The 24,249-nt window shown below is 64.3% G+C and carries 22 protein-coding genes; 8 read left to right on the plus strand and 14 right to left on the minus strand.

The annotated features are described in order from the left end of the window. Positions 1-13 precede the first annotated feature (13 nt). The 5 genes from LIX00_RS26125 to LIX00_RS14185 are packed head-to-tail and all read right to left on the minus strand — an operon-like array spanning position 14 to position 6,190. A complete protein-coding gene (locus LIX00_RS26125) occupies positions 14-1,324 on the minus strand; it encodes an ABC transporter ATP-binding protein (protein WP_368410696.1) in 1,311 nt (436 codons plus the stop codon). Then, a complete protein-coding gene (locus LIX00_RS26130; protein ID WP_368410697.1) occupies positions 1,317-2,555 on the minus strand; it encodes an ABC transporter ATP-binding protein in 1,239 nt (412 codons plus the stop codon). The genes LIX00_RS26125 and LIX00_RS26130 overlap by 8 nt, the downstream gene beginning before the upstream one ends. Next, on the minus strand, positions 2,552-3,568 hold the full coding sequence (locus tag LIX00_RS14175; RefSeq protein ID WP_227353837.1) for an ABC transporter permease: 1,017 nt from the start codon (positions 3,566-3,568) through the stop codon (positions 2,552-2,554). Before LIX00_RS14175 ends, LIX00_RS26130 begins: the two co-directional genes overlap by 4 nt. Next, entirely contained in the window at positions 3,565-4,551 is a 987-nt protein-coding gene (locus LIX00_RS14180; RefSeq protein ID WP_227353838.1) for an ABC transporter permease, read from the minus strand. The genes LIX00_RS14175 and LIX00_RS14180 overlap by 4 nt, the downstream gene beginning before the upstream one ends. Before the next feature lie 34 nt (positions 4,552-4,585). After that, positions 4,586-6,190, minus strand: coding sequence for an ABC transporter substrate-binding protein (locus tag LIX00_RS14185; protein ID WP_227353839.1), 1,605 nt, complete (start codon positions 6,188-6,190; stop codon positions 4,586-4,588). A 147-nt stretch (positions 6,191-6,337) separates the two neighbouring features. Between LIX00_RS14185 and LIX00_RS14190 the strand changes: the two genes are divergently transcribed. Both LIX00_RS14190 and LIX00_RS14195 read left to right on the plus strand, forming a co-directional pair. Continuing rightward, positions 6,338-6,970 (plus strand): ribonuclease HI, encoded by a 633-nt coding sequence (locus LIX00_RS14190; protein ID WP_227353840.1) that lies wholly within the window; start codon positions 6,338-6,340, stop codon positions 6,968-6,970. A gap of 175 nt (positions 6,971-7,145) precedes the next feature. Next, on the plus strand, positions 7,146-7,571 hold the full coding sequence (locus LIX00_RS14195; RefSeq protein ID WP_227353841.1) for a hypothetical protein: 426 nt from the start codon (positions 7,146-7,148) through the stop codon (positions 7,569-7,571). Positions 7,572-7,725: 154 nt separating this feature from the next. On the opposite strand, the gene LIX00_RS14200 is transcribed toward LIX00_RS14195, so the two are convergent. Both LIX00_RS14200 and LIX00_RS14205 read right to left on the minus strand, forming a co-directional pair. After that, entirely contained in the window at positions 7,726-9,981 is a 2,256-nt protein-coding gene (locus LIX00_RS14200) for an NADP-dependent malic enzyme (protein ID WP_227353842.1), read from the minus strand. A 72-nt stretch (positions 9,982-10,053) separates the two neighbouring features. Then, positions 10,054-11,133, minus strand: coding sequence for a M24 family metallopeptidase (locus tag LIX00_RS14205; protein WP_227353843.1), 1,080 nt, complete (start codon positions 11,131-11,133; stop codon positions 10,054-10,056). 303 nt (positions 11,134-11,436) lie between these two features. Between LIX00_RS14205 and LIX00_RS14210 the strand changes: the two genes are divergently transcribed. The 5 genes from LIX00_RS14210 (at position 11,437) to LIX00_RS14230 (ending at position 16,188) form a co-directional block, all read left to right on the plus strand. Beyond that, positions 11,437-11,916 (plus strand): COX15/CtaA family protein, encoded by a 480-nt coding sequence (locus LIX00_RS14210; protein ID WP_227353844.1) that lies wholly within the window; start codon positions 11,437-11,439, stop codon positions 11,914-11,916. 95 nt (positions 11,917-12,011) lie between these two features. Then, positions 12,012-12,854: a transporter substrate-binding domain-containing protein gene (locus LIX00_RS14215; protein ID WP_227353845.1), complete on the plus strand. Its 843-nt coding sequence runs from the start codon at positions 12,012-12,014 to the stop codon at positions 12,852-12,854. An 18-nt stretch (positions 12,855-12,872) separates the two neighbouring features. After that, on the plus strand, positions 12,873-13,706 hold the full coding sequence (locus LIX00_RS14220) for an amino acid ABC transporter permease (protein ID WP_227353846.1): 834 nt from the start codon (positions 12,873-12,875) through the stop codon (positions 13,704-13,706). Next, positions 13,703-14,437, plus strand: a complete 735-nt coding sequence (locus tag LIX00_RS14225) for an amino acid ABC transporter ATP-binding protein (protein ID WP_227355707.1) — start codon at positions 13,703-13,705, stop codon at positions 14,435-14,437. Before LIX00_RS14220 ends, LIX00_RS14225 begins: the two co-directional genes overlap by 4 nt. Before the next feature lie 77 nt (positions 14,438-14,514). Continuing rightward, positions 14,515-16,188 (plus strand): Na+/H+ antiporter NhaC family protein, encoded by a 1,674-nt coding sequence (locus tag LIX00_RS14230; protein ID WP_227353847.1) that lies wholly within the window; start codon positions 14,515-14,517, stop codon positions 16,186-16,188. A gap of 14 nt (positions 16,189-16,202) precedes the next feature. Here LIX00_RS14230 and ddfA read toward each other — a convergent pair whose 3' ends face one another. The 5 genes from ddfA to LIX00_RS14255 form a co-directional block, all read right to left on the minus strand. Continuing rightward, the gene (ddfA, locus tag LIX00_RS14235; RefSeq protein ID WP_227353848.1) at positions 16,203-16,481 is read right to left on the minus strand and encodes a DdfA family disk-determining factor; all 279 of its coding nucleotides are present in this window, start codon (positions 16,479-16,481) and stop codon (positions 16,203-16,205) included. A gap of 113 nt (positions 16,482-16,594) precedes the next feature. Then, on the minus strand, positions 16,595-17,086 hold the full coding sequence (locus LIX00_RS14240; protein ID WP_227353849.1) for an Lrp/AsnC family transcriptional regulator: 492 nt from the start codon (positions 17,084-17,086) through the stop codon (positions 16,595-16,597). Between the two features lie 152 nt (positions 17,087-17,238). Continuing rightward, positions 17,239-18,690: a replication factor C large subunit gene (locus tag LIX00_RS14245; protein WP_227353850.1), complete on the minus strand. Its 1,452-nt coding sequence runs from the start codon at positions 18,688-18,690 to the stop codon at positions 17,239-17,241. Between the two features lie 234 nt (positions 18,691-18,924). Next, positions 18,925-21,162 carry a universal stress protein gene (locus LIX00_RS14250; RefSeq protein ID WP_227353851.1) on the minus strand — a complete coding sequence of 746 codons (2,238 nt, stop codon included), beginning with the start codon at positions 21,160-21,162 and terminating at the stop codon, positions 18,925-18,927. Between the two features lie 158 nt (positions 21,163-21,320). Then, complete coding sequence (locus tag LIX00_RS14255; RefSeq protein WP_227353852.1) at positions 21,321-22,004, minus strand: potassium channel family protein; 684 nt, start codon at positions 22,002-22,004, stop codon at positions 21,321-21,323. A gap of 77 nt (positions 22,005-22,081) precedes the next feature. On the opposite strand from LIX00_RS14255, the gene LIX00_RS14260 reads away from it, so the two are divergent. After that, complete coding sequence (locus tag LIX00_RS14260) at positions 22,082-22,432, plus strand: hypothetical protein (RefSeq protein ID WP_227353853.1); 351 nt, start codon at positions 22,082-22,084, stop codon at positions 22,430-22,432. Here the strand turns inward: LIX00_RS14260 and LIX00_RS14265 are convergent. Together LIX00_RS14265 and LIX00_RS14270 are read right to left on the minus strand one after the other, a co-directional pair. After that, on the minus strand, positions 22,429-22,638 hold the full coding sequence (locus LIX00_RS14265; RefSeq protein ID WP_227353854.1) for a hypothetical protein: 210 nt from the start codon (positions 22,636-22,638) through the stop codon (positions 22,429-22,431). The genes LIX00_RS14260 and LIX00_RS14265 overlap by 4 nt on opposite strands. Continuing rightward, a complete protein-coding gene (locus LIX00_RS14270) occupies positions 22,639-24,192 on the minus strand; it encodes a TrkH family potassium uptake protein (protein ID WP_227353855.1) in 1,554 nt (517 codons plus the stop codon). Positions 24,193-24,249: the final 57 nt, after the last annotated feature.

Here is a 24,249-nt window from a genome sequence, read left to right on the forward strand (position 1 = left end):
GGAAGGACGGCGGTCAGTCCGCCGACGGTTCGAGTTCCCGCTCGGACTCCGCGTGAGGTTCCGGCTGGTCGTAGAGGTGGCACGCCGCCGGGTGCTCGCTGTCCTGTAAGACCGGCCGTTGGCGCTCGCAGACGCTCTCGAATCGGTCGCGCATCACCGCTATCGCACCTTCGCGGTCGCCGGAGACGAACCGGTCGAACGACTCCGCGACGGCGGCGCGGTTCTCGCCCGTCAACTCGCGGTCGAACAGCTCCGACCACAGCGCCTCTTTCACCGTCCCGTCGTCCAACTCGCGCGGGTCGTCGTCCGGTCCGGCGGCCATCTCGCGGATTCCGTCGAGGCTGAGTTCGTCCGCTTCGAGCCGTTCGCGGTAGTCCATCACCTCGCGGTAGGCGGGCTGGGCGATGTCCACGTCCGCCGGCGGGATGACCCTGGGACACCGCGTTCGGAAGCGACAGCCCGACGGCGGATTCCGAGGCGAGGGCACGTCGCCCGAGAGGGTGTGCACGTCCCGCTCTTGCTCGTCCGTGTCGGCGCGCGGGACGCTCTCCAGCAGGGCCCGCGTGTAGGGGTGTTTCGGCTCGTCGAATATCTCGTCCACCGGCCCGACCTCCGCGATTCCGCCGAGGTACATCACCGCGACGCGGTCGCAGATGTGGCGCACCACCGAGAGGTCGTGGGCGATGAACAGGTACGTCAGCCCGAACTCGTCCTGCAGGTCCTGCAGGAGGTTCAACACCTGCGCCTGCACGGACACGTCCAGCGCCGACACCGGTTCGTCCAGCACGATGAACTCCGGTTCGAGCGCGAGCGCCCGCGCGATGCCGATGCGCTGGCGCTGGCCGCCCGAGAACTCGTGGGGGTAGCGGTCGATTTGCCCCGCGGAGAGGCCGACGCGCTCCATGAGTTCCTGCGCGCGCTCGCGGCGTTCCGCCCGCGAGTCGACGTCGTGCACGTCCAGCGGTTCGCGGATTATCTCGCCCGCCGTCATCCGCGGGTCGAGGCTGGAGAAGGGGTCCTGGAAGACCACCTGCGCCCGCTTGCGGAACTCGGTCATGTCGTCCATCTCGTAGACGTTCCGCCCGTCGAACTCGACGCGCCCGCCGGTCGGGTCGCGGAGGCCGAGCAGGGTCTCGCCGGTCGTCGATTTTCCGCAGCCGGACTCGCCGACGAGGCCGAGCGTCTCGCCCGCCTCGATGTCGAAGCTCACGCCGTCGACCGCCTTCACGCTCTGCGGTTCGCGCCCGAGCAGGCGGTCGATCAGCGTGTCGTGTTCGAAGTAGTACTTCTCGAGGTTCGCGACCCGAACGAGCGGCTCAGTCATGTTTCACCTCCTGCTCGCGGCTCGCTTCGCTCGCCGCCCGCCCGTCGTCGGTCCGCGATTCGCCGTCGAAGTAGCCCTTCGGGAGCGAGCGCGACTCGTCGTACTCCGTCTCGGCGAGGACGCACCGAGCCTCGTGCTCGTCGCTCCCCCCGGCGTCGAACATCGGCGGGTGGTCGAGGCAGTCCTCCATCGCCTTCGGACAGCGGTCGGCGAAGTAACACCGGTCTTCCATCTCCGAATCGAGCAGGTCGGGGACGTTCCCCTCGATGGGTCGTAGTCGCGGCGCGGGGTCTTCCAGGTCGGGAATCGAACCGAGGAGTCCCCGCGTGTAGGGGTGTACCGGCGCGTCGAACACGTCTTCGAGCGTGCCGCGTTCGACCAACTCCCCGGCGTACATCACCCCGACCCGGTCGCACATCCGCGCGATGACGCCGAGGTTGTGCGTGATGAGCATCACGCTCATGCCCGTCTCCTCCTGCAGGTCGCGCAGGAGGTCGAGAATCTGTGCTTGGATGGTCACGTCGAGCGCGGTCGTCGGCTCGTCCGCGATGAGCAGATCGGGTTCGCCGGCGAGCGCCTGCGCTATCATCGCCCGCTGGAGCATCCCGCCGGAGAACTGGTGGGGGTACTCCTCGGCGCGCTCCGCCGGGTCGGGGATGCCGACCTGCTCCAGCAGTTCCACCGCCCTCGCGCGGCTCGCCTTGCTGACGTACTTCTGCGACGGCAGGACGGTGCTCGCGACGAACTTCGCCAACCCGTAGCCCTGCGTCCGCGAGCGCGTCGAGCGCGGGTTCGAACTCGCCCGGCGCTGGACTTCGACCGCTTCCGCGATCTGCTCGCCCACCGTGATGGAGGGGTTCAGGCTGCTCATCGGGTCTTGGAATATCATGCTGAACGACGGGCCGCGGAGCGCGCGGCGCTCGCGGGTCGTCAGTCGCTGGATGTCCACGAACTCGCCGTCGACCGCCTCGGGGCGGTCGTCTCTCGTCTCTTCCGCGAGCGAGGCGTTGCGGTACCAGACTTCGCCCGACGTGACCCTCCCGGGCGACTCCACGAGGTCGATGATGGAGAGCGCGGCGACGCTCTTTCCCGACCCCGACTCGCCGACCACGCCGAACACTTCCTCCTCCCGCACGTCGAAGCTGATGGACTCGCAGGCGTTGACCTGCCCTTTCTCCGTGAAAAAGCGGGTCGAGAGGTCGCGCACGCGAAGCAGGTCGCGGTCGCTCATACGCCACCTCCCTCGCCCTCGATGCCGGGGTCTAACGCGTCGCGCAGCCAGTCGCCGACGAGGTTGATGCCGATGACGGTCAGCACGATGGCGATTCCGGGAACCGTCGATATCCACCACGAGGTGGCGAGGTAGTTACGCCCCTGTGAGATGTCGAAGCCCCACGAGAGGTTCACCCCCGAGAAGCCGAGGTACGACAGCGCGCTTTCGAGCAGGATGATGGCGGCGATCTGGATGGTCGCCAGCACGATGATGGGCGTCATACTGTTCGGCAGGATGTGTTTCCGGAGGATGAACGGGTCGCTCGCGCCGACCGAACGGGACGCCTTGACGTACTCCTCGCCCCTCACGGAGAGGGCCTCGCCGCGGGCGACGCGGGCGAACCACACCCAGTTCACCAGCGCGACGACGACGACGATGGTGACGGGTATCGCCACCTTCCCCGGCATCCCGGGTTCGAACCCCATCGCCACGATGGGGTCGGGAAACCGGGTCACCTTCCGTCCGAACACGCCGACAAGCGCGATGGCCAACACGAGCGAGGGGAACGCGAGCATGATGTCCGCGCCCCGCATCAGCGTATCGTCCACCCGGTCGCCGAAGTAGCCCGCCGTCAACCCCACGGTCACGCCGATGAGCGCCGCCAGAGCCGTGCCGAAGAGTCCCACGAGCAACGAGGTGCGCGCCCCGTAAATGACCCGCGAGAGCATGTCGCGTCCGAGGTTGTCCGTCCCGAGCGGGTGCGACGGGTCGGCCCGAACGTACGTCGTCTTTTCGACCACCTTCACCGTGCCGTTGACGAGCTTCGAACTCGTCTGGGTCGTCTTCTCGCTGAAGCCCAGCGGCGGTAAGTTCGACCGGTTCAGGTTCTGCTTGTGGGGGTTGTACGGCGCCAGCACGGGCGCGAACACCGCCACGAGGACGATGGCGATGACGATGGCGACGCCGATCTTCGCCAGCAGGCTGTGACGGAACTCGCTTTTAAGGTTCCGCCACGTGCGCGGCGAGATCATTCGTACACCACCTGCGGGTTGACGTACGCGTACAGCGCGTCGACGACGATGTTCACGATGACGAACCCGGCGCCGATGACGATGAGCGACCCCTGAATGACCGGCCAGTCGCGGGCGTAAATCTTGGCGATGAGGAGCGTCCCGAGGCCGGGCCAGTTGAACACCGACTCGGTGATGACCGCACCGCCGATGAGCGTCCCCAACTGGAGGCCGAGGACGGTGATGACCGGGATGAGGGTGTTGCGGAGCGCGTGCTTGTACCGCACCAGCGTCTCCGGCAGTCCCTTCGCCCGCGAGGCGCGGATGTACGTCTTGCCGAGTTCGTCCAACATCCCGCTTCGGGTGAGCCGCGTGACGAGCGCCGTGAAGTACGTTCCCAGCGTCACCGCCGGGAGCGTTATGTGCCACAGCCAGTTCGACAGCCCGTTGAGGCTGCCGGACGCGATGAGCATCTCGAGGCCGGTGAGCAGGCTGATGGGTCGCCGACTCGTGGGGAACGGCCCGCCGACGGCGAGCACCAACACCAGCATGATGCCGAGCCAGAAGTTCGGCGTGCTGATTCCCCCCAGCGAGAACGTCGTCGCCACGTAGTCGGCCGGTTCGTGCCGACGCGTCGCGCTGATGACGCCCAGCGGAATCGAGAGGACGATGGCGACGATGGTCGCAGCGATGGCGAGTTCCAGCGTCGCCGGTAGCTTCGAGAAGACGAGCGAACTCGCCTGCGTTCCGGAGATGTACGAGTACCCCATGTCGCCGTGCAGGAGGTTCCAGATGTACTCGCCGTACTGGACGTACAGCGGCTTGTGGAGGCCGAGTTCTCGGGCTATCTGCCGTTTCAACTGCGGGCTAGCGTCGAGCGGGGCGATGACGGTTATCGGGCTGCCCGGCGTGATGAACCGGAGCAGGAAGACGACGGTCACGACGCCCCAGATGACGAATACTCCTTGGAGGCCCCGTTTCAGGAGGAATCGACCCATCGACATCTACGACGACCTCCGTGAGATCGCATGCATTGAGTTATTTCTTCGAGATGGCGTACGCCTCGATGCGTTCGTCTCTGCGCGCCTTCCACTGCAACTGGCTGTTGACGCCGTAAACGCTGTACTGCCGGTTGAGGTATATCCAGGGAGCCTGGTCGTGGAGAACCTTGTTCGCCTCCTTCAGTTTCGCGTTGCGCTTCTTACCGTCCGGCATGTTCTGGGCTTCCTTCATCAGCCTGTCAACCCGCTCGTTGCTGAAGGAGGTGAGCGCGCCGTCGGTCGTCAGGAGCGGAATGATGGTCTGGCTCGCGTCGAAGGTCGCGTTCCCCCAACCGATGAGGTAGAACTTCGGTCCGGTTTCGATTTTACCGTCGGTCAACTCCCCCGCGAGCGTGTTGAACTCGCGTTGCTTGACCGAGCAGTTGACGTTGCTCAACTCGTTTATCTGCTGGGAGACGGCCTGCGCGATTTCGAGGTCCTTCAGGTAGCGGCCGACGGGCGTGTGGAGCGTGATGTTCGCCCCGGCGTTGCCGCTCTCCTCGACCAGTCGTTCGGCTTTGCTCTTGTTCGTCGGGTACGGACCGACGTTGCCGTTGTACCCCGTGAACCCCTCGAGCGTCGGCTGTCCAGTCTGGTCGGCGAAGTTGGAGAGGACGTTGCTGATGATGCTCGGAAGGTCGATGGCGAGGTTCATCGCCTGTCTGAACTTCTGACTGTCGAACGGTTTCGCGTCGTAGCGCATCGCGTTGTAGATGATGCGCGTACTCGGCACGGCGGCCAAGCGCGACTTGTTCGACTGCTTGACCCGACCCGCGTCCTGCGGCGGGACGTTGACGATGATGTCCGTCTCGCCGTTCAGGAGCTGGTTCACTCTCGTGCTCGACTCTTGGGCCGCGTCGAAGGTGAGTTGTGAGACGGCGGCGGGGTCGCGCCAGTAGTTTTGGTTGCGCTCGAAGACGACCTGCACGCCCTCGTTGTAGTTCTTTAGCGTGAACGGACCGGTTCCGTTCATGTTCTTGGCGATGAAGTTCTTGTTGTGGTTCTGCACCCACTTCTTCTGCATGATGTCGCAGTAGGACGCGAACAGCGAGAACACGATGGGGTTGATGCCCTCCGAGTTGACGGTCACCGTCCGTCCGTCGCCGACCTCCGCGCCGGTGACGCCCGAGAGCTGGTCGCGCTGGGGACTTTCGAGGCCGCCGACGTTGGATTTCACGATGCGGTTGATGCTGAACGCCACGTCCTCGGGGGTCAGCGCGTCGCCGTTGTGGAACTTGACCCCCTCGCGGATGGTGAACCGCACCGTCCCCTTGTTGACGCGTTCGTACTTCGTCGCCAGTTTGTTGATTATCTTCCCTTCCGCGTCGCGGGCCAGCAGTCCCTCGTAGGCCTGCAGGACGACGTTGTCCGTCGTCGTCTCCCGGTGGTTGTGCGGGTCGAGCGTCGAGGGCATCTGGCCCTGCGTGATCGACACCGCGAAGTTTCCGGGCGTCTGTCCGCCACCGCCGTCGCCGCTCGTAGTCGTGCCAGTCTGGTTGTTCTGATTACCGTCACCGCCGGTACAGCCGGCGACGGTCGTCGTCGCCGCTGCTCCACCTGCGAATTTTAGAAACGTCCGCCGATTCATGCGCTCGCCGGGCATACCCTGATATGGCGGTGAGCCACATATATATCTGTGGTGGTAGTCAGCACGAATCACGTCTTAATTTATCGGGACACGCTTCGTACGGCATGTGTCACCGTGCGGTTCGGCCGCAGATTTAAGTAATCAGACACCGAACGATGAAACATGGCCGTTCACGGCCGTCATCCCTCGTTGCGGGACCTGTTCGACGAGTCGCCCACGCCGCACATCGCCCATCCGCCGCACACGCACCATCGTGATTTCTACGTCGCAACCGACGGTTCGTTCAGTCACGACACCCGCGAGGGCGGACTCGGCGTCATCATCGAGACGCGAGACGGCGAGCGCGTCGCCCGCCTCTCCGTCTCCGACGACGTTCCCGACAACAACGTCGCGGAGTACCGGGCGCTCCACCTCGGTCTCGACGTGCTGGCGGTTCGCGCCCCCGCGAACGCGCGAATCGGCGTGCTGGTGGACCACGACCAACTCGCCGCGAACGTCAACAACGCGGTGCTCGCTCACGACCGGACGGACTGGCGACCGCCGAAACCGTTCACGGTTCCCTCCGCCGGAAAGTACCACTGGCGGGGTATCCGCGCCAGAATCGCCGGGTTCGGCGAACTCCGCTCCGCCCGCATCCGGAGTGACCAGAACCCGGCCCATCCGCTGGCGAACGCCCCGGACGAGTACGCCCACGTGAACCGCGAACCCGCGCGATGTTTGCTCCCCGAGGTTCCGGGGTCGAGCGAGACGCAGATTCCGCCGCCGTCGCGGGCGGACAGACACGCCAGCGGGTAGCGGACCGCGGGTGGCGAGACGAGTCGCCCGACCGTTTCGTCCCGCAGCGACCGCTCTCCCGTCGTTATAACCACTTCTCGAAACTCCCGAACGACGCGTCGCGATTCGAAGGGAGGCGAACAACGAAACTACTACTACCCCGGCCTGTGAGCAGAGCATCCAAGGTGGCACGCGAATGGGCACGCGGATACGCGACACGCTGACGCGGTATTGGAAGCGCCGAACCGACCGACCGGATTACGTGCAGGCGTACGTCAAACTCCCCCTCGACACCGAACTCCCAGCGCTGGCGCACGAGTTCGAGGTCGTCTGCGGAGGGCGACTCGACCGCGTCCCCCGCCGAGACGCGGTGCTCGTGAACACCGATTACGTCCCCGCCGAGCGGTTCGATTCGGAGCGGTTCGAGGAGGTCGTCGGCGAACTTCGGGACGCCTGTCCCGACCGGTACGCCCTCCACGAGTCCACGAAGTGGCGACCGCACGGGGACGGCGTGGCGAAGACGCACACCCTCGTCCCCGTGCGCCCGCTGTTCTCGGCGTCCGAGTCGGAGGGGGAGGGCGACCCGGTTCGGGGGGCTCCGGTTCGAGAACGACCGCGATGAGGGCGGTTTCGGCGTCGGGCCGGACGCTCCCGCGTCGGTGAGCGGTTCGCGGTCGTACGCACCGCTCGGATGTCCTCGCGCTAACGCGCTGCGGGCACCCCTCGCGCAAAAAAAATCCGCGCCGAAAAAGGTCGCTCCCGCCGGTCGCTCGCGGCTATTCTTGCTGTGCGTCCACGACCGCCACGCCCGCCAGGTTCACGATGTCCTTGACCTCGTCGCCCCGCTGGAGGACGTGGACGGGTTTCTCCATGCCGACGAGCATCGGGCCGATGGCCTCCGCGCCGCCGAGGCGCTGGAGGAGTTTGTAGCCGATGTTGCCCGCCTCCAGGTTCGGGAAGACGAGGACGTTCGCGGGTTCCTCCAGGTCCGAGAACTCGTAGGTTCCGTTCAGAATCTCCTCCACGACCGCGGTGTCGGCCTGCATCTCGCCGTCCACCGGGAAGTCGACGGCCGAGTCCTCGCGGAGCATCTTGGCGGCGTCGCGCGGCTTTCGGGTGCCCTCGTTGTCCACGCTCCCGAAGTTGGAGTACGAGAGGAGCGCGGCCCGCGGTTCGACGTTGAACCGGCGGGCGAGTTTGGCCGTCTGCTTCGTCACCTCGGCCAGCACCTCCTCGTCGGGGGATTGGTTCACGGTCGCGTCGGCGATGAAGACGACGCGGTTCTTGAACGTGAGCAGGTAGACGCCCGCGGCGTAGTCCGCGTCCGGGGCGGTGCCGATGACCTGCAGCGGCGGGCGGAGCGCCGAGGGGTAGTGGTGGGTGAGGCCGGTGAGCATCGCGTCGGCGTCGCCCCGCTCGACCATCACGCTCCCGAAGTAGTTCGTGTCCTTCTTGATTCGCTCGCCCGCCTCGCTCCGGGTGAGACCCTTTCGCTTGCGCAGCTCGTACAGGCGGTCGGCGTACTCCTCGTAATCGCCGTTCTCGGGGTCGACGACATCGGGGTCGAAATCGAGTCCGAGGTCGTTCGCGGTCGCCTCTATCTCCTCGCGGTCGCCGATGAGCACGGGCTCCGCGATACCTTGCTCGCGGAGCTGGTAGGCCGCCCGAATCATCTTCTCGTCGGTGCCCTCCGCGAGCGCCACGCGCTTGGGGTCGTTTTTCGCCTTGTTCAACACGACGCGCATCATCTCGCGGGACTTGCCGAGGCGCGCTTCGAGCGTCTCGACGTACTCCTCGGTGTCGAGTTCGCTGCGAGCGACGCCTGTCTCCATCGCCGCCTCCGCGACCGCGGGCGCGACCTCGAACAGCACGCGGGGGTCGAGCGGTTTCGGGATGATGTACTCCGGGCCGAACTGGAGCGGTTGGTCGCCGTAGGCTTTGACCACGGCGTCCGGCACGTCCTTCTTGGCGAGGTCGGCGAGCGCACGCGCGGAGGCGACCTTCATCTCCTCGTTGATGTCGCTCGCCCGAACGTCGAGCGCCCCGCGGAAGATGAACGGGAAGCCGAGGACGTTGTTCACCATGTTCGGGTAGTCGGAGCGCCCGGTCGCCATGATGACCGTGTCGTCGCGGGCTCGCTTTGCCTCCTCGTACCCGATTTCGGGGTCGGGGTTCGCCATGGCGAAGATGATGGGGTCGGCGGCCATCGAGCGAACCATCTCCTGGCTGACGATGCCGCCCACCGAGAGACCGACGAACGCGTCAGCGCCTTCCATCGCGGTCGCGAGGTCGCCCTCCGGAATATCGCGGGCGAACTCGGTCTTGAACTCGTTCAGGTCGCCGTGCCGGGCGCGGTTCTCGGTGATGATGCCGGAGGAATCGCACATGACGATGTTCTCCTTGCGCGCCCCGAGCGAGACGTAGAACCGGGCGGTCGCGATGGCGCTCGCGCCCGCGCCGGAGAAGACGATCTTCATGTCCCCCAACTCCTTTCCGTTTATCTCGGCGGCGTTTAAGAGGGCGGCCCCGCTGATGATGGCGGTGCCGTGCTGGTCGTCGTGGAAGACGGGGATGTCCATCTCCTCGCGCAGTCGCTCCTCGATTTCGAAACACTCCGGCGCTTTGATGTCCTCGAGGTTGACGCCGCCGAAGGTCGGTTCCATCGCCCTGACGGTGCGGACGATGTCGTCCGGGTCGTGCTGGTCGAGTTCGATGTCGAAGACGTCGATGTCGGCGAATCGCTTGAACAGGACGCCCTTCCCTTCCATGACCGGCTTCGACGCCTGCGCGCCGATGTCGCCGAGACCGAGGACGGCGGTTCCGTTCGATACAACCCCGACGAGGTTCCCCTTCGCGGTGTAGGTGTAGGCTTTCCCTTGGTCCTCCGCGATGTCCTCGCACGGGGCGGCCACGCCGGGCGAGTACGCGAGGCTCAGGTCGCGCTGCGTGTTCGTCGGTTTCGTCGTGGATATCTCGATTTTCCCCGGAGGGTCGCTTCGGTGGTAATCGAGTGAATCCTCTTCGAGTCCCATACTCGATACGTTCCTGTCCTCCTGTAAAAAGGTATCCGAATACGTCGAATTTGCCTTCGACGTTCGTCGAAGTCAGCGTTCGAGTACGCCGGGGCGCGGAAGCGACCCCTCGAACCCGACCGCGCTCACCGCGTCCGTCGGCCACCGCCCGGTTTCCGTGAGCAGTTCCATCCCGTCCTCCGAGACGAGCACCGTCCCCTCGCTCTTCGCACCCCGCACCGTCGGGTTCCACGCGAACGCCATCGGAAGCCGAACGTCGTCGTCCGTCGTCGGCGTTGCGATCCACTCGCGCCCGGCGTAGCCCGCCGCGCCGCCCTGGTGGTGTCGCTGCCACTCGTCCGGGTGGCCGACCCCCTCGTAGGCGGACTGAATCTCGGCGAACACGTCCCCTCCGGTTCCGCCGTCGATGCCGACTTGCTGCGTCGCCGCCAGCGCGGTCGTTTCGACGCGCGCCGCCGCGCGGTGACGCGCTTCGAGCCACTCCGGCGGGTCGAACGCGACGGTCCGGGTGAGGCTGGCGTGGAGTCCCGCGCGCTCCGCGGTGACCGACACCAGCGCGTAGTCGCCCAGTTCGGCGTCCGTCGGCGTGTAGTGGCGGTACCGCTGCGCGCGGTCGCTCCCGCCCACGAGCGCGACCGGCGTCTCTATGCCGCGCGAATCGAGCGCGCCGCGGAGCGCCGACGCGACCTCGCGCTCCGTGTCGTCGGGCGTCAGTTCGCGGCAGATAGCTTCGACCGCGGCGGCGGTTTCGCCGCCGAGTTCGCGGTACGCCGCCGCGTCCTCGTCGGTGAGCGGTCGGCGCAGCGTCGAGGCGTCCACCGATTCGAAGCCGGGTACGTCGAAGTCCGCGGCGGCGGGCGTCGCCGCGCGCGCCGCGACGCCCTCGGCGAGCGACCCCTCGTACCACTCGTACTCGGCGACCGCGATATCGTCGGGCAGTTCCTCGTCACGGAGGCGCGGGGCTTCGATGTTGTCGGTGACGACGCGGAGCGCGTCGCCGTCGTACCCCACCGCCGCGACGCCGACGTCCCCCTCGCGGTCGACGACGTTGTTTCCGCCCGTGAGCCACGCGAAGGAGTTCGGGCGTGCGAACCAGACGGATTGGAGGTCGCGCGCGTCGAGGAGGGAGTCGAGGCGGCCCAGTTTCGTCATGGTTCGACCGTGGGCCGCGTCTCCCTTGAAGGGCGTGTTTCGGTCGATATCTGCCGACTGTCGCCCGCCGAACGACATTTCAATTCCGAAAAATTTATTATCCGATTACAAGTACTCGTAATCGTCCACTCAGCTCCGCCCGCTGGTGGTATCGCAGCGCTGCGCGGTCCCCGTTGTGCGGCTCCCCCCTGATCGTCCCTTCTCACGTCGCGGGAAAGTCGGACAGACCTAAATACGCCGCTTTCCAACCTCCGGAAAAGGGATTACCGTGACACGAAACCATGCAATCGAGGTGAGCGCCTGATGGGCGCGCGATTCCGGCGCTTCGCCGCATTCACGACCGGTCTGACGTTCGCACTCATCCTGCTCGGCGTCTACACCGCCGCGTCGGGAGCGGGGCTCTCGTGCGGTGCCGACTGGCCGTTCTGCAACGGCGGCTTCCTCTGGAAGACGGTTCCGGGGTTCATCGAGTGGTTCCACCGGCTCGTGGCGATGATAACCGGCTTTTTCATCCTCGGCACGACGGTCGGCGCGTGGAAGTACACCGACAGCACGCGAATCCGGGCCGCGGCGACCCTCGCTCTGGTCGTCCTGCCGGTCCAGATACTGCTCGGCGGCGCGACCGTCCTCATCTACGGTCCCGTCGTGCAGGTGGCCCACCACGCCGCCGCGCTGATCATCTTCGCGGCGCTGATGGCGACCACGCTGTGGCTCTACGAGGAACCCCGTCGCCCCGAGGCGGCGGCGACCGAATCGGCGAGCGGCTACCCGTCCGACGACTGACGCGAACCGACGAAAGTTTTAGCGACCCCCCGCGAGTAACCGACAGTAGCTTTCTATACGTTGATTGACCATGTAGGTAGCGGGGGAAAATCGAAATGCACAGACGAACCTTTCTCAGGGGGAGCGCCGGAGCTATCGCCGGCTTGACGGTCGCGGGAACGACGAGCGCACAGGACGGCGGGGTGGTTCGAATCGGCTCGGACATTCCGTACCGACCGTTCGAGTATCGGACGGCGACCGGGAATCTCGTCGGCTTCGACGTGGACATCGCCGAGGCCATCTTCCAGGGACAACTCGACCGCAACTACGAGTTCGTCCAGACGAGCTTCGACACTATCATCCCGAGTCTCAACAACGGGAACTTCCGCGTCATCATGAGTGCGATGACGATCACGAAAGAGCGGGCCCAACAGGTCGACTTCTCGAACCCGTACTTCACCGCCTACCAGACGGTGCTCATCCTGAAGAACAGCGGTATCAACGACCTGCAAGACCTTCGGGGGAAGACGGTCGCGGTGCAGAAGGGGACGACTGGCGAGGCCGCCGCACAGCAGTTGAAAAAGCGATTCAACGGTAACCTCACCATCGACAGCTACGACCAGATTCCCGACGCCTTCGCCGCGCTCGGCAACAATCAGGCCGCCGCGGTCATCAACGACAACACGGTCAACGCCGAGTTCGCGCAGCAGAACGACCAGGTCACCCTGCTCAAGGGACGGGGTGCGGCTGCGAGACGAGGGGACGAGAACGCCCCGCCGTACCTCACGCTCACCGTCGAGGAGTACGGTATCGCGTTCCGGAAGAACGACGACCAGTTCCGCCGGCAGGTGAACCAGGCACTGGCGACCATCCGGCAGAACGGAACGTACGACCGCATCTACTCGGAGTACTTCGGGTCGGCGGAAGGAACGACCGGGGGGACGACGACCAGTGGCTGAGTGCCACGGGGGACGCTGATGGCGGAAACGTACACCGAGCGGAGGGAGGTAGAGCGCCCGACGGAGGGCGAAGAGGGGTTCCTGACCGACCGGCGCGTCAAGTTGATCGGGATGGCGGCGGCGGGCCTCTTCACGGCCGGCGTCGTCTTCTTCCTGTTCCTCATCCTGACGCAGTTCGTCGACTACGACCTGTTGGTGACCATCATCCCGCAGTTCGTCGACGCGCTCCTCCTCGTCCTGGAGATAATCCTCATTTCGGGCGTTCTATCGCTCGTATTCGGCGTGCTCGTCGGACTGGGCCGAGTCTCCAAGACGGGATTCACGCAGTCCATCGCCACGCTGTACGTCGAGTTCTTCCGCGGGACGCCGCTCCTGTTCCAGTTGTTCGTCGTCTACATCGGAATCCCCGCGCTCTGGACGGGGGGCCAGTTCCCGATATCCAACTGGAGTTACGCGGCCGCCATCATCGGCCTGACGCTCAACCACACCGCCTACATCGGCGAGGCGGTCAAGGGGGGTATCAACTCCGTTCCGGAGGGCCAGACGGAGGCGGCGCGGTCGCTCGGGATGTCGTACATCGACTCGATGCGGTTCGTCATCCTGCCGCAGGCGTGGCGGAACGCGCTGGCGGCCATCGGGAACGACCTCGTCATCCTCGTCAAGGACACCTCCCTGTTGACGGTGCTGGCGATACCCGAACTCATCAGCGTCTTCCGCAGCGTCAACAGCGCGACGTTCGACGCGTGGACGCCCATCGTCGTGGTGTCGGTCGCGTACCTCGTCATCACCGTTCCGCTCGGCAAACTCGTCCGGACGATGGAGGAACGATCCATGTGGGGGACGGAGCGATGAACGTTCCCGAGGTCGAGTTCGACCGCGTGGACAAGTACTTCGGCGACACGCACGTCCTGAAGGAGGTCTCGTTGGCGGTCGAAGACGGCGAAGTGGTCGTCGTCGTCGGCCCGAGCGGGAGCGGGAAATCGACGCTCCTCCGGTGTACCAACCGACTCGAGGAGATACAGGGCGGCGACATCCGAATCGAGGGGGAGTCCATCGCCGACCCCGATGTAGACGTGAACCGACTTCGCCAGCGCATCGGGATGGTGTTCCAGAGCTTCAACCTCTTCCCGCACAAGACAGCCGTGGAGAACGTCGCGATCGGGCCGAAGGTCGTCAAAGGGTTCTCCGATTCGAAGGCGAAGAAGTGGGCGAGCGCGATGTTGGACCGTGTCGGACTCTCCGACCAGGCGAACAAGTATCCGAATCAGCTCTCGGGCGGCCAGCAACAGCGCGTCGCCATCGCCCGCGCGCTGGCGATGGACCCGAGCGTCATGCTGTTCGACGAGGTGACCAGCGCGCTCGACCCGGAACTCGTCGGCGAGGTGCTCGAAGTGATGCGCGACTTGGCGGACGAGGGCATGACGATGATCGTCGTCACCCACGAGATGGGGTTCGCCCGCGAGGTGGGCGACCGCGTCGTGCTGATGTCCGAGGGGCGCATCGTGGAGTCGGGGCCGCCGGCCGACTTCTTCGCCCACCCGGAGACGGAGCGTGCGAGGCAGTTCCTCGCACGAGTCCATTAACACATAAGTTTTTCATTTCAACCTGTTAGTTTCGTAACTTCCAAAATCCATTTATACATCTAGTTGGGAATCAGGGTATGGCACTCGAAGGTATCAGTGCGGGTTGGCTGTCCCTCATTCCGGCGCTGCTGGCGATCAGCCTCGCGTGGTACTCGCGCGACGCTATCATCGGTCTGTTCGTCGGCGTCGCCAGCGCGGGCGTCGTCTACGGCGCATTGAAGCCCGCCTCGGCGGGAGTACCGAAGGACATGATGGGCGGTATCTCCGGATACGTTCTCGGCGCGATATTCGGTTTGAAACACGTCCCGACCCTCATCGCAACGTCTCCCCTCTTCTCCGATTCGTGGTACGTCGAAAACGTCCTGCTCGCCATCTTCGCCATCGGCGGGATGATAGGGCTGATGATCCGCTCCGGCGCGATTCGGGGCGTGCTCGAAGCGCTCGCGGCGCGGGCCGACTCGCCCGCGGACGCGGAGAAGGCGGCCTTCCTCGCGGGAATCGCCATCCACATCGACGACTACTTCAACTGCCTCGTGGTCGGCTCGATGATGCGCCCGCTGACCGACCGGTTCGACGTCTCGCGGGCGAAACTCGCCTACTACGTGGACAGCGCCGGGAGTCCGGCGGCCCGCCTCGCGTTCTACTCGACGTGGGGCGTCGCGCTCATCGGCTTCATCGGCGGCGGTCTCGAACAGGCCGCGAAGCAGAACACGCTCCCGGCCGACATGGCCAACTACGTCAACACGGGCGGAAAGGGGGTGACGGCCGCGACCGACCAAATATGGCCGCTCTTCTTCAACAGTCTCGCGTTCGGCTTCTACTCGTGGACCGCGCTCATCATCGCGGCCCTCGTCGCGTGGCAGGTGTTCCCCAACATCTTCGGAATGGAGCGCGAGGAGACCCGTGCGCGCAACGGCGGCGGCGTCGTCGGCGACGACCACGACCCGATGATTTCCCGCGAGATGGACGAGTACGAGATGGCCGACGCCGCGAACCCCGATTGGCGCAACTTCGCAATCCCCATCGCCACGATGATTATCGTCGGCCTCGGCGCGATGTTCTGGCGCGGCAGTCCCGTCGTCTCCGCGCCGCAGATGAACACGCTGTTCTCGCTCGGCGGCTACCAGCTCGTGCTCCCGGCGGGCGGCAAGTGGTCGTTCAACATCGGCGGCATCAAACTCGGACTCGCCTCCTTCGCGGCGCTCGGCGTCGCGTTCGTGCTCTACCGCGCGAAGGGCGACATCCCGAGCAACAAGGACGCCACGGACGCGATGGTGCGCGGATTCAAGGGCATCCTCCTCGCCGCGGTCATCCTCATGTTCGCCAGTTCCATCCAGAACGCCGTGACCGTGCTCGGCATCTCGAACTTCGTCACCAACTGGTTCGACGGGATTCCGCCGTCGCTCATCCCGGTGTTACTGTTCCTCGTCACCAGCGGGGTGAGCTTCTCCGACGGCAGTTCGTGGGCGACCTACGGAATCATGTTCCCCATCGCCATCCCGGTGGCGTTCTCGACCGGCGCGAACCTCCCGCTCGTCCTCGGCGCGGTGTTCAGCGGCGGCATCTTCGGCGACCACAGTTCGCCCATCAGCGACACCACGGTGCTGGCGTCCTCGACCAGCGGGAGCGACCACCTCGTCCACGTCAGAACGCAAATTCCGTACGCGCTCATCTGCGCCACGGTCGCGGGAACGCTGTTCTTGCTCCTCGGTTTCGTCCTCCCGCAGGGCTTCCGCATCTTCCCGTACTGACCGCTTCCGACCCCTCAGTCGGAGGCTCGCCGTCGTTCCATCGGTTCGAGCGCGACGCTTCCGTCCTCTCGGACCGTGACCTCGAAGCCGCTGTACGCGAACACCACCCGACCTTCTCTTCGACCGGCGTTCGCGGTATCCTCGAAGAGGTTGTTCAGCGCCTCCGGGTCGACGGCGTCGTACAGCGGCGGCGTGATTCGCTCCGGGGACGTCCCCGTTTCCTCGGCGACCGCTTCGACAACCACTTCGCTGACAGGACGCCCGTCGTCCCAAGAATTTCCCGTGGTCTTCATCACGAACTAGTCGTCGTTCGCGACTCAAAAACGTGTCGTATAGTGTACATATACCGGATGAGTATTTAAAGGCGCGCCAAATCGTCCACGAAAACGGAATATTTCGGGCTTCGTTACGCGAATTCATCCCCGTCGTCCGCGAGCCCCGTTCCGAAGTGATCGAACGGCCGTTCGTGCTCCTCCCTCAGTAGGTCCGTTCGAACGACGGAGACGCCGCGGTCGTTCAGCGCTTCGACGCGCTCTTCGACCTCGGACTGCGTCGCCCCGACGATTTCGATGGAGACGTTCTCCTCGTCCGTCAGCACCGTGCGGATGTTCACGATGCCGGACACCTCGGCGAGTTCGTCGATTATCGAGTCGCGTCTCTCGGTCGGTACGGTCCCGACGACGATGAGGTGGCTATCGTATCCCGCCCGTTCGTAGTCGATCCTCGGCCGGTACCCGACGATGACGCCCGAACGCTCCAGCTTCTTTATGCGGCTCGCGACGGTGCTGGCGGCCACTCCCACCCTCTCGCCCATCTCTTTGGTCGTGTGATTGCGGGCGTCTCTCTGGAGCAGATAGAGGATGCCCTTATCCACCGAATCGAGTTCGCGCTTCCCCATACCCTCCCGTGGAGACGAACGGTAATAGCATCTTTTACCGGTGCGTGATAGTTGGTGTTATCGATACCTCTACTTGTTGTTTTCTAGAATTGCGCAGAATAACCGGATACGATCCGTCGTTCGCTCCGTTCGTCGCGGGCGATAGTCGGGCCTCACACGAAGTCGCCGAGGCCTGACTGGCCGTCGTTCGACCCTTCGTCCTCCGCGACCTCCGGCTCCGCCGGTTCTTCGGGCGCGGATTCTTCCGTCTCCGGCTCGTCGTCCGCGTCCTCGTCGCTCGGGTCCGACGCGAAACCGCCTTCGAAGGCTCCGCCCGAGTGCTCGACCGCGGCCTTCTCCTTCCGTTCCTCGGCGTCCTCGACGATCCGCTGGACCTTTTTCGTGTTCTTTCCGCTCCCGGTGATGAACGCGACGTGTTTTTCCTCCATGTCGTACCGCGCCGCCATCGCCACGGTCAGCTCCCGATTCTTGCAGTGATGGGTCATCTCCGCGAGGAAGGGGATGACGTCCCGACGCGCCGTGCTCATGCTGATGCCGCTCTCCTCGGCTATCTTCCGAGCGATGTAGTCGCGCGTGTTCCGTTTGCCCCGCGAACTGCCGAGTTTGCGCCAGTAGCTCGGCGGTCCGTAGCGAGTCCAACCGCCCTTCTTCTCCCGGCGGGACGCGGCGACCCCGGCTGTCATGTTGTCGCTCGCGTAGCGCCAGAAGCGGTAGTTCTGCGTGGCGCGCACCCGCCCGAGCCAGCGGTCGGCGTCCGCCATGTAGCCGTATGCGTCCGCCAGTTCGCCGCCCTCGTAGTCCTTCGGAACGTTGTCCTCGATCCAGTTGAGCAGGTTGTCCGGCGTCTCGTCCACGTCGTAGGACGCCTTCAGCGCGCCCTCCGCGTCCTCCTTCTTGATGAGGTCGTCGAGAAACTCGAAGATGCCGCTCGTCGTGTCTCGCTCGCCCGTCACCACGTCCGCCTCCGTGAGGCGGTCGTTCGACTCGGCGACCGCTTGGAGGTCGTTCACGGCGGAGCGCAGGTCGCCGCTGTCCTTCTCGGCGATGGCCTCCAGGGCGGCGGATTCGTACTCGATGCCCTCCTGTCGGCAGATATCCCGGAGGACGGGCTTGATGCTCCGAGCCGACACGTCCCGGAACTCGACGGTCTCGCAGGCGTTGCGCAGGGAGTTCGACATGTCGTAGAACTCGTTCGCGATGAGCACGAGCGGTTGGCTCGCCGACTTCACGACCTCGGTTATCGCCCGCGACCCGCCGCGGTCGGCGTTGTGCGTCAGGTTGTCCGCCTCGTCCAGGATCACGAGTCGCCTGCCCGCCGCGCCGCCGGTCAGGGTTCCGCTCTTCGCCGCCTCGCCCGCGATTCGTTTGATGACGCCCCCGGTGCGCTGGTCGCTGGCGTTCAACTCGATGGTCGGCCAGTCCATGTCGTTGGCCAGCGCGTGGGCCGCCGAGGTCTTCCCGACGCCGGGGCTCCCGTGGAGGATGACTGCGTCCCCGTGGTCGTCCCACGTCTCGGCCCACTCGAGCAGTTCGTCGCGGGCCGTGTTGTTCCCTCGCACCTCCGAGAGCGTGCTCGGACGATACTTCTCCGTCCAGTCTACCATGCGTTCGACACCCTACGTACGAGCGGCCGGAGTACTTCTGACGGCGGGAGATGCCGCGCGACGATTCCGAAGATGAGCATACGCCATCGTAGTAACCGAGGGGCAAAAAGCCCGCTGGACCGCGCACGTCGACGGAAATTCGAAGTACTAATCGACGGGTCGCGTTCCGCACCTCGGAGCTACCGCGCACGGAGACGAACATCGGTCGCCTTCCACCGCTCGGCGTCGGATCGATCAGTACGCGATTCGCCTGATAATCGCTTTAAAGAACGTCTGGCTCCGCGACTTCGGAGGATGGACGAGCAGAACGCTGCAGTCGACCTTATCGCTAATGTCCGTCGCGGGGTCGCCGAAGACCAGTTCGTGCGCTCGAGAGTGGGCAACCGTTCCGAGAATGGCCAAATCAGCCTTGGTCGTCGCTGCAACGAGCTCATCGACCGTCTCGGTCGTTTCGAGTACGGTACTCTCCGTCTCGACCGAACAGAGCCGTTCGAGTTCGTCCAGGAACTCGCGCGTCGCGTCGAGGAGTTCGTCCGACGCGTCTGCGTCGACCGCCGTCACGAACCGAATCTTCGCCCCGAACTCGGCGGCGATCGCGTTGGCGACGGCGACTTTCACCGGACCGTACGGCCCTCGTTGTGTGAGCACTGCGATGGTATCGATGTCGTCGAAGCCGCGATCGCGGAGGAACACGACGGCACACGGTGCGTGTTTCATGAACCAGTCGACGTCGCTGCCGAGCAGTTCGGCGTGCCAGTGTTCCGGGCGCCACTCGCCGAGAAGGAGTTCCGCTTCGATGTCGCGAGCGTAGTTGACGACCGCCCGCTTCGTGTCGTGACTGACGATTTCACGCGCTTCGATCGGCGCCGAAAACGACGCCGCTAACTCGCGCGTCTGCGTTTCGAACTCTCGGTCGTCCGGGCGCATGTCGGTCGCGGACGAGAGCGTCAACTGTTCGGGTACTTCCTCGAAGCGAACGGCGTGGACGGTGCCACCTCGTTGCTGCGCGACGTTCGCCGCGACCGTCAGCAGCGCGCGTTCACGCTCGGCGGACGTCTCCGCGTCCATCGCGACGAGGACGTGTCCGTCACCGCTCACACCGTCACCGTCGGCAACCGTCCGTTCCGTTTCCGCGAGCGTTTGCGAGCTGGTCGACCGTCGAACCGCGTCGAGCGCCGCACCTTCGCGTTCGGTCTTCTCCCGCCCGTAGAACCGGTACCACGCGATGCCCACGACGATGATGCCGGCGGCCCCCCCGAGCGCGATGAGACCCATCTGGGTCAGGAGAACGAGCCCGCCAGCGGCACCGAACGCCTGTACCCACGGATAGCCGGGGGCAGTGAACTCCGGCGCGTACCAGTCCAGTTCGCTCTCTCGGAACGCGATGAGCGCGCCGTTGATGAAGACGAAGACCAGGATTTGGAATGCGCTCGCCAGTTTGGCGAGATTGACGACGGGAACGAACGCGATGAGGACGAGGAGGATGGCTCCGGTAAATCCGATCGACCAGATCGGGGTTTTGAATCGCTCGCTCACCTCGCTGAACCTCGGTGGAGCGAGCGAATCTCGACTCATCGCGAGCGGATAGCGCGACGACGAGAGGATTCCCGCGTTCGCCATACTCGTCAGCGCGAACACGGCGACGACGGCGAGTCCGAGTTGTCCGGCTGACCCGGCGAACGCTCGGGCCGCCATCGCCATGGGCGTTAGGTTGTGTTTGTCTTGGAGCTCCGGTGCGGGAACGACGCCCACGATGACGAAGACGGTTAGCGTGTACACTAGCATCATCACGAGAACCGAGATGAGGATCGCGCGGGGGATGTTTCGCCCCGGATCTTCGACTTCTTCGGCGACGCTCGCGATTTTAGTGACGCCCGCGTAAGAGACGAACACGAATCCGGTCGCGGCGAGGAGGCCGCCGTTCCCGTGGGTCAAAAACGGATGGTAGTGAGACTGTTCGACGAACGTCATTCCGTCGGCGACGAAGCCGACCAACACGAGCAACACGAGGCTCACGATTCCCGCTTGGAGTCGTCCGGTCTGCTTGACGCCGACGACGTTGACGACGATGAGGAGCACACCGAGGGCCAGTCCGACGAACACGAGTAACCCTGACGGGACCTCGACGAAGATGAGGAGGTACGCGCCGAGGCCGACGAGCGCGAACGCGCTCTTAAAAACGAGCGAGAACCACGCGCCGATACCGGCGATAGTTCCCGGGAGCGGCCCCATCGCGCGGTCGATGAAGAGGTAGGTACCGCCGGCTTCGGGAATCGCGGTCGCCATCTCGGCCTTCGAAAGGGCGGCAGGAAGGACGATGAGCCCCGCCAGTAAATACGCGAGAATGACGCTCGGCCCCGTTTTTGCGGCGGCCAGTCCGGGAAGAACGAAGATGCCGCTGCCCACCATCGCGCCGATGCTGATGGTTATCGTCGCATACAAGCCGAGGTCGCGTTCGAGGTCTTTCGCCATATTGAAATCTGTTGGTACGTTTGCCGGTTACGGCCCGGTTTCGTCCCGCGGTGTCTCCTTGTGAAGACGGTGGGAACATAAGTGTATATCGACTTCGTTACGGATCCAACGGCGATGACGGTGGTGTGATCGTAGCCGAGCATCAGCGCGCGAACTCCTCACCGACCGTCGACGCGTTCGTCGCCCGTGAAGAGTTCCATGACGTCCGGAGCGAAGCCCCGCTTGGAGAACACCGTGACGAGGTCGCCCGTCCGGATTTCGGTCTCGCCGCGGGGGGTGATGACCGACTGACCACGTTGAATGGCGACGATGAGAACGTCGTCGCCTAACAGTCCCCTTTCGTCCGCCTCTCGAAGCGTCGTCCCGACGATTTCACTCCCCTTGGTGGCCGTGATCTCGAAGACTTCCGCGTTGTCACCCAAGTGCATGAAGTCTTTCACGGACGGACGCTGGACGGCGCGGTAGAGGTACTCCGCGATGAGGTGCTGCGGATTTTCGAGGACGTTCACGCCGATTTGGCGGAAGACCTGCATGTGCTCCGGATTGTGGACGACCGAGACGAGCGATGGAATGTCCAGTTCCTGGGCGAGCAACATCACCATGATGTTGATCGCGTCCTCGTCGGTGGTGCTGATAATCGCATCAGCCTGGTCACCTCCGGCTTCCTCGAGTGTCTCCATAATCGTCGCGTCCGCGTTGATGACGAGACAATCGTAGGTCGACGCCGCTCGCTCGGCGACGTTCGAATCCTTTTCGATGACGACCACGTCGTTGCTTTGTTCGGTCGCGAGTTTGATGAGTTGACTTCCGATGCTCCCAGCGCCGACGATGATGAGATACATCTCTCAGTGGTTCTCGTTGCTCATCGTATATAGGATTACTCAATCGGGTTTTTAATAGAGCGGGGCAATAATCAACTATGGGCCGCAAAAATGCGGATTCCGACATCGATGTGCCGGACCAGATTGCCGACGAATTATCCGCCCTCGACGATGGATCCCTTCGGGAAGCCATCAGCTACGCACAGACGTTGCTCGAGGAGCGAACGGAACCGACGACGCAGATCGAGGAAGGTCCCGGCGAAGAGATCATCAGCATCAAAGAACAGGACGGGTACACGCTCGTCACGAAGAAACAACCCTGTGCCGAAGGCTGCGATAACTGTCCTCACGGACCGTATCTGTACCGTGTACGAGTCGAACAATCGCCCGTCGATGGAAAACCGAAGCTCCACTGGTCGTTTCTCGGTCGCGTCGAAGCGGGAGACTAGCGGTAGCTCAGTCCCTTGTACAGGAGGTAGCCGAGGAAAAAGAGGACGTATCCGCCGGCGAGGGCGCTCGTAACTACCGTTCGCCCGACGAGGGCGATACTCACGATGAGCAGTGGCCCGACGAGTAGCATGATATCGAAGACGGCGTCTTGGCCGCCGAACCGCGTGAGTCGACGGAAGAGTGGGAAGGTACGAGGGCGGATCATTCACCGGTACACCTCCGTACCGCGAAAGAGACCGCGAAGTAGTACCAGTACGGGGATGATTTCGAGCCGACCGATCCACATATTGAAGACGAACGTCACCTTGATCACGAACGGCATCGCTGCCCCGGTAATCCCGCTCGAAAGACCGACGTTCCCTTGTGCGCTGGCGACCTCGAACACCACGTTTTGGAGGCTATACCCGTCCCCACCGACGGGAAGCGTGACGAGGAGGACGAACATTCCCAGCACCAGGAACACGACCCAGAGAAATGCGATGATGGCCGCTTCTTCGAACTCCCGGGCCGTCTCCGCGTCGGTCAAAACGCGCCCGTCTAGTTCGAACGGGCGAAGCGCAGAATCCGGATAGAACACGTTCGTAATCCGGTACCACGTTCCCTTCGTAAGCGTTGCGAACCGAATCAGTTTGATGCCGCCGACCGTCGAACCGGCGGCAGCACCGACGACCATGCCGAACGAGACGACGAGCTGCGCTTCCGCCGACCACGCGTTCCCGAGCGCGCCGGCGGTTTGAAACCCGGTGCACGACGCTGCCGAGACGAACTGAAACACACCGTATCGAAACGCTTGGAAATACGATTCGTACGTTTGATTGAAAAACAACATCCCGGTCAACGCGATCGTTCCAGCCCCGAAAAATCCGAACACCCATCTCGTCTGGAGGTCGGTGTACAGGTTCTTCAGCTCCCCTCGCAGAATCAGATAGTGAATCGGAAAGGCGATGCTGCCGAGAATCATCACGGGGATGAGCGCGAAGTCGATAGCCACGCTGTCGTACGTGCCGATGCTACTGTCGGTGATGCTGAACCCGCCCGTCGCCAGACCGGTCATCGCGTGGTTTATCGCGCCCCACATCGGCATTCCCGCGAACCAGAGGAGGAGGATCGAGAGGAACGTGAACAGCAGGAAGATCCACCAGATGGTCTGGACGGTCGAGACGATGCTCGGGTGAATCTTCTCGGAACGCGCTTCGCTCTCGTAGAGCGTGAGCGACCCGCTCCCGGGACGGGCGAGAATCGCGGTCGTGAGCACGATGACGCCGACGCCGCCCACCCATTCGATGAACGACCGCCACCACTGGAGCGTCCGGGGGAGGAGGTCCTCCCGGTTGGTCATCGTCAATCCCGTTCCGGTGAAGCCACTCATGCTCTCGAAGATGCCGTTTATCGGTCGTCTGAACGCAGCGAGCGTCTCGTATCCCTCCGGTCGCATCTGCGGAACGGCGAGAAATCCTGGGTCGAGCGCGACCGTCCACGCGATGAAGTAGAACGGCAGTGCGCCAAAGAGCGCGACTAAAAACCAACCCGACGCGGCGATCATCATCCCGTGGAGCTTCCCCGGTTCGGCGGCATCGCGGCAAAGTTTCGCCAGTCCACTGCCAACGCCGAACGTGATCAACCCGGAAAGCAGGAGTCCCGGAATCGCGTAGTACTCCCGCCACACGGTCGGGACGATCAGCGAGAGGAACAGCATCGCGGATAACGCCTGCAGCATTCGCCCGAGGTCGCGTCCGATCGTTCGTAGCCACGCCACCATCGTTGGGTGCTATCCCGAGATACCATTTATATTGATGGGTTTCAGGACGCCATTCCC

Origin of the sequence: Haladaptatus salinisoli (genome assembly GCF_020614375.1) — an archaeon.
Lineage (GTDB): Archaea > Halobacteriota > Halobacteria > Halobacteriales > Haladaptataceae > Haladaptatus > Haladaptatus salinisoli.

Excerpts from the sequence above, each read along its gene's own strand:
- LIX00_RS14175 (WP_227353837.1), bottom strand. The coding sequence starts at position 3,568 with ATGATCTCGCCGCGCACGTGGCGGAACCTTAAAAGCGAGTTCCGTCAC.
- LIX00_RS14230 (WP_227353847.1), top strand. The coding sequence starts at position 14,515 with ATGGCACTCGAAGGTATCAGTGCGGGTTGGCTGTCCCTCATTCCGGCG.
- LIX00_RS14265 (WP_227353854.1), bottom strand. The coding sequence starts at position 22,638 with ATGATCCGCCCTCGTACCTTCCCACTCTTCCGTCGACTCACGCGGTTC.
- LIX00_RS14200 (WP_227353842.1), bottom strand. The coding sequence starts at position 9,981 with ATGGGACTCGAAGAGGATTCACTCGATTACCACCGAAGCGACCCTCCG.
- LIX00_RS14210 (WP_227353844.1), top strand. The coding sequence starts at position 11,437 with ATGGGCGCGCGATTCCGGCGCTTCGCCGCATTCACGACCGGTCTGACG.
- LIX00_RS14245 (WP_227353850.1), bottom strand. The coding sequence starts at position 18,690 with ATGGTAGACTGGACGGAGAAGTATCGTCCGAGCACGCTCTCGGAGGTG.
- LIX00_RS14225 (WP_227355707.1), top strand. The coding sequence starts at position 13,703 with ATGAACGTTCCCGAGGTCGAGTTCGACCGCGTGGACAAGTACTTCGGC.
- LIX00_RS14185 (WP_227353839.1), bottom strand. The coding sequence starts at position 6,190 with ATGCCCGGCGAGCGCATGAATCGGCGGACGTTTCTAAAATTCGCAGGT.
- LIX00_RS14220 (WP_227353846.1), top strand. The coding sequence starts at position 12,873 with ATGGCGGAAACGTACACCGAGCGGAGGGAGGTAGAGCGCCCGACGGAG.
- LIX00_RS14180 (WP_227353838.1), bottom strand. The coding sequence starts at position 4,551 with ATGTCGATGGGTCGATTCCTCCTGAAACGGGGCCTCCAAGGAGTATTC.
- LIX00_RS14240 (WP_227353849.1), bottom strand. The coding sequence starts at position 17,086 with ATGGGGAAGCGCGAACTCGATTCGGTGGATAAGGGCATCCTCTATCTG.
- LIX00_RS26125 (WP_368410696.1), bottom strand. The coding sequence starts at position 1,324 with ATGACTGAGCCGCTCGTTCGGGTCGCGAACCTCGAGAAGTACTACTTC.
- LIX00_RS26130 (WP_368410697.1), bottom strand. The coding sequence starts at position 2,555 with ATGAGCGACCGCGACCTGCTTCGCGTGCGCGACCTCTCGACCCGCTTT.
- LIX00_RS14260 (WP_227353853.1), top strand. The coding sequence starts at position 22,082 with ATGGGCCGCAAAAATGCGGATTCCGACATCGATGTGCCGGACCAGATT.
- LIX00_RS14195 (WP_227353841.1), top strand. The coding sequence starts at position 7,146 with ATGGGCACGCGGATACGCGACACGCTGACGCGGTATTGGAAGCGCCGA.
- LIX00_RS14255 (WP_227353852.1), bottom strand. The coding sequence starts at position 22,004 with ATGTATCTCATCATCGTCGGCGCTGGGAGCATCGGAAGTCAACTCATC.
- LIX00_RS14190 (WP_227353840.1), top strand. The coding sequence starts at position 6,338 with ATGGCCGTTCACGGCCGTCATCCCTCGTTGCGGGACCTGTTCGACGAG.
- LIX00_RS14215 (WP_227353845.1), top strand. The coding sequence starts at position 12,012 with ATGCACAGACGAACCTTTCTCAGGGGGAGCGCCGGAGCTATCGCCGGC.
- LIX00_RS14250 (WP_227353851.1), bottom strand. The coding sequence starts at position 21,162 with ATGGCGAAAGACCTCGAACGCGACCTCGGCTTGTATGCGACGATAACC.
- LIX00_RS14205 (WP_227353843.1), bottom strand. The coding sequence starts at position 11,133 with ATGACGAAACTGGGCCGCCTCGACTCCCTCCTCGACGCGCGCGACCTC.
- LIX00_RS14270 (WP_227353855.1), bottom strand. The coding sequence starts at position 24,192 with ATGGTGGCGTGGCTACGAACGATCGGACGCGACCTCGGGCGAATGCTG.
- ddfA (WP_227353848.1), bottom strand. The coding sequence starts at position 16,481 with ATGAAGACCACGGGAAATTCTTGGGACGACGGGCGTCCTGTCAGCGAA.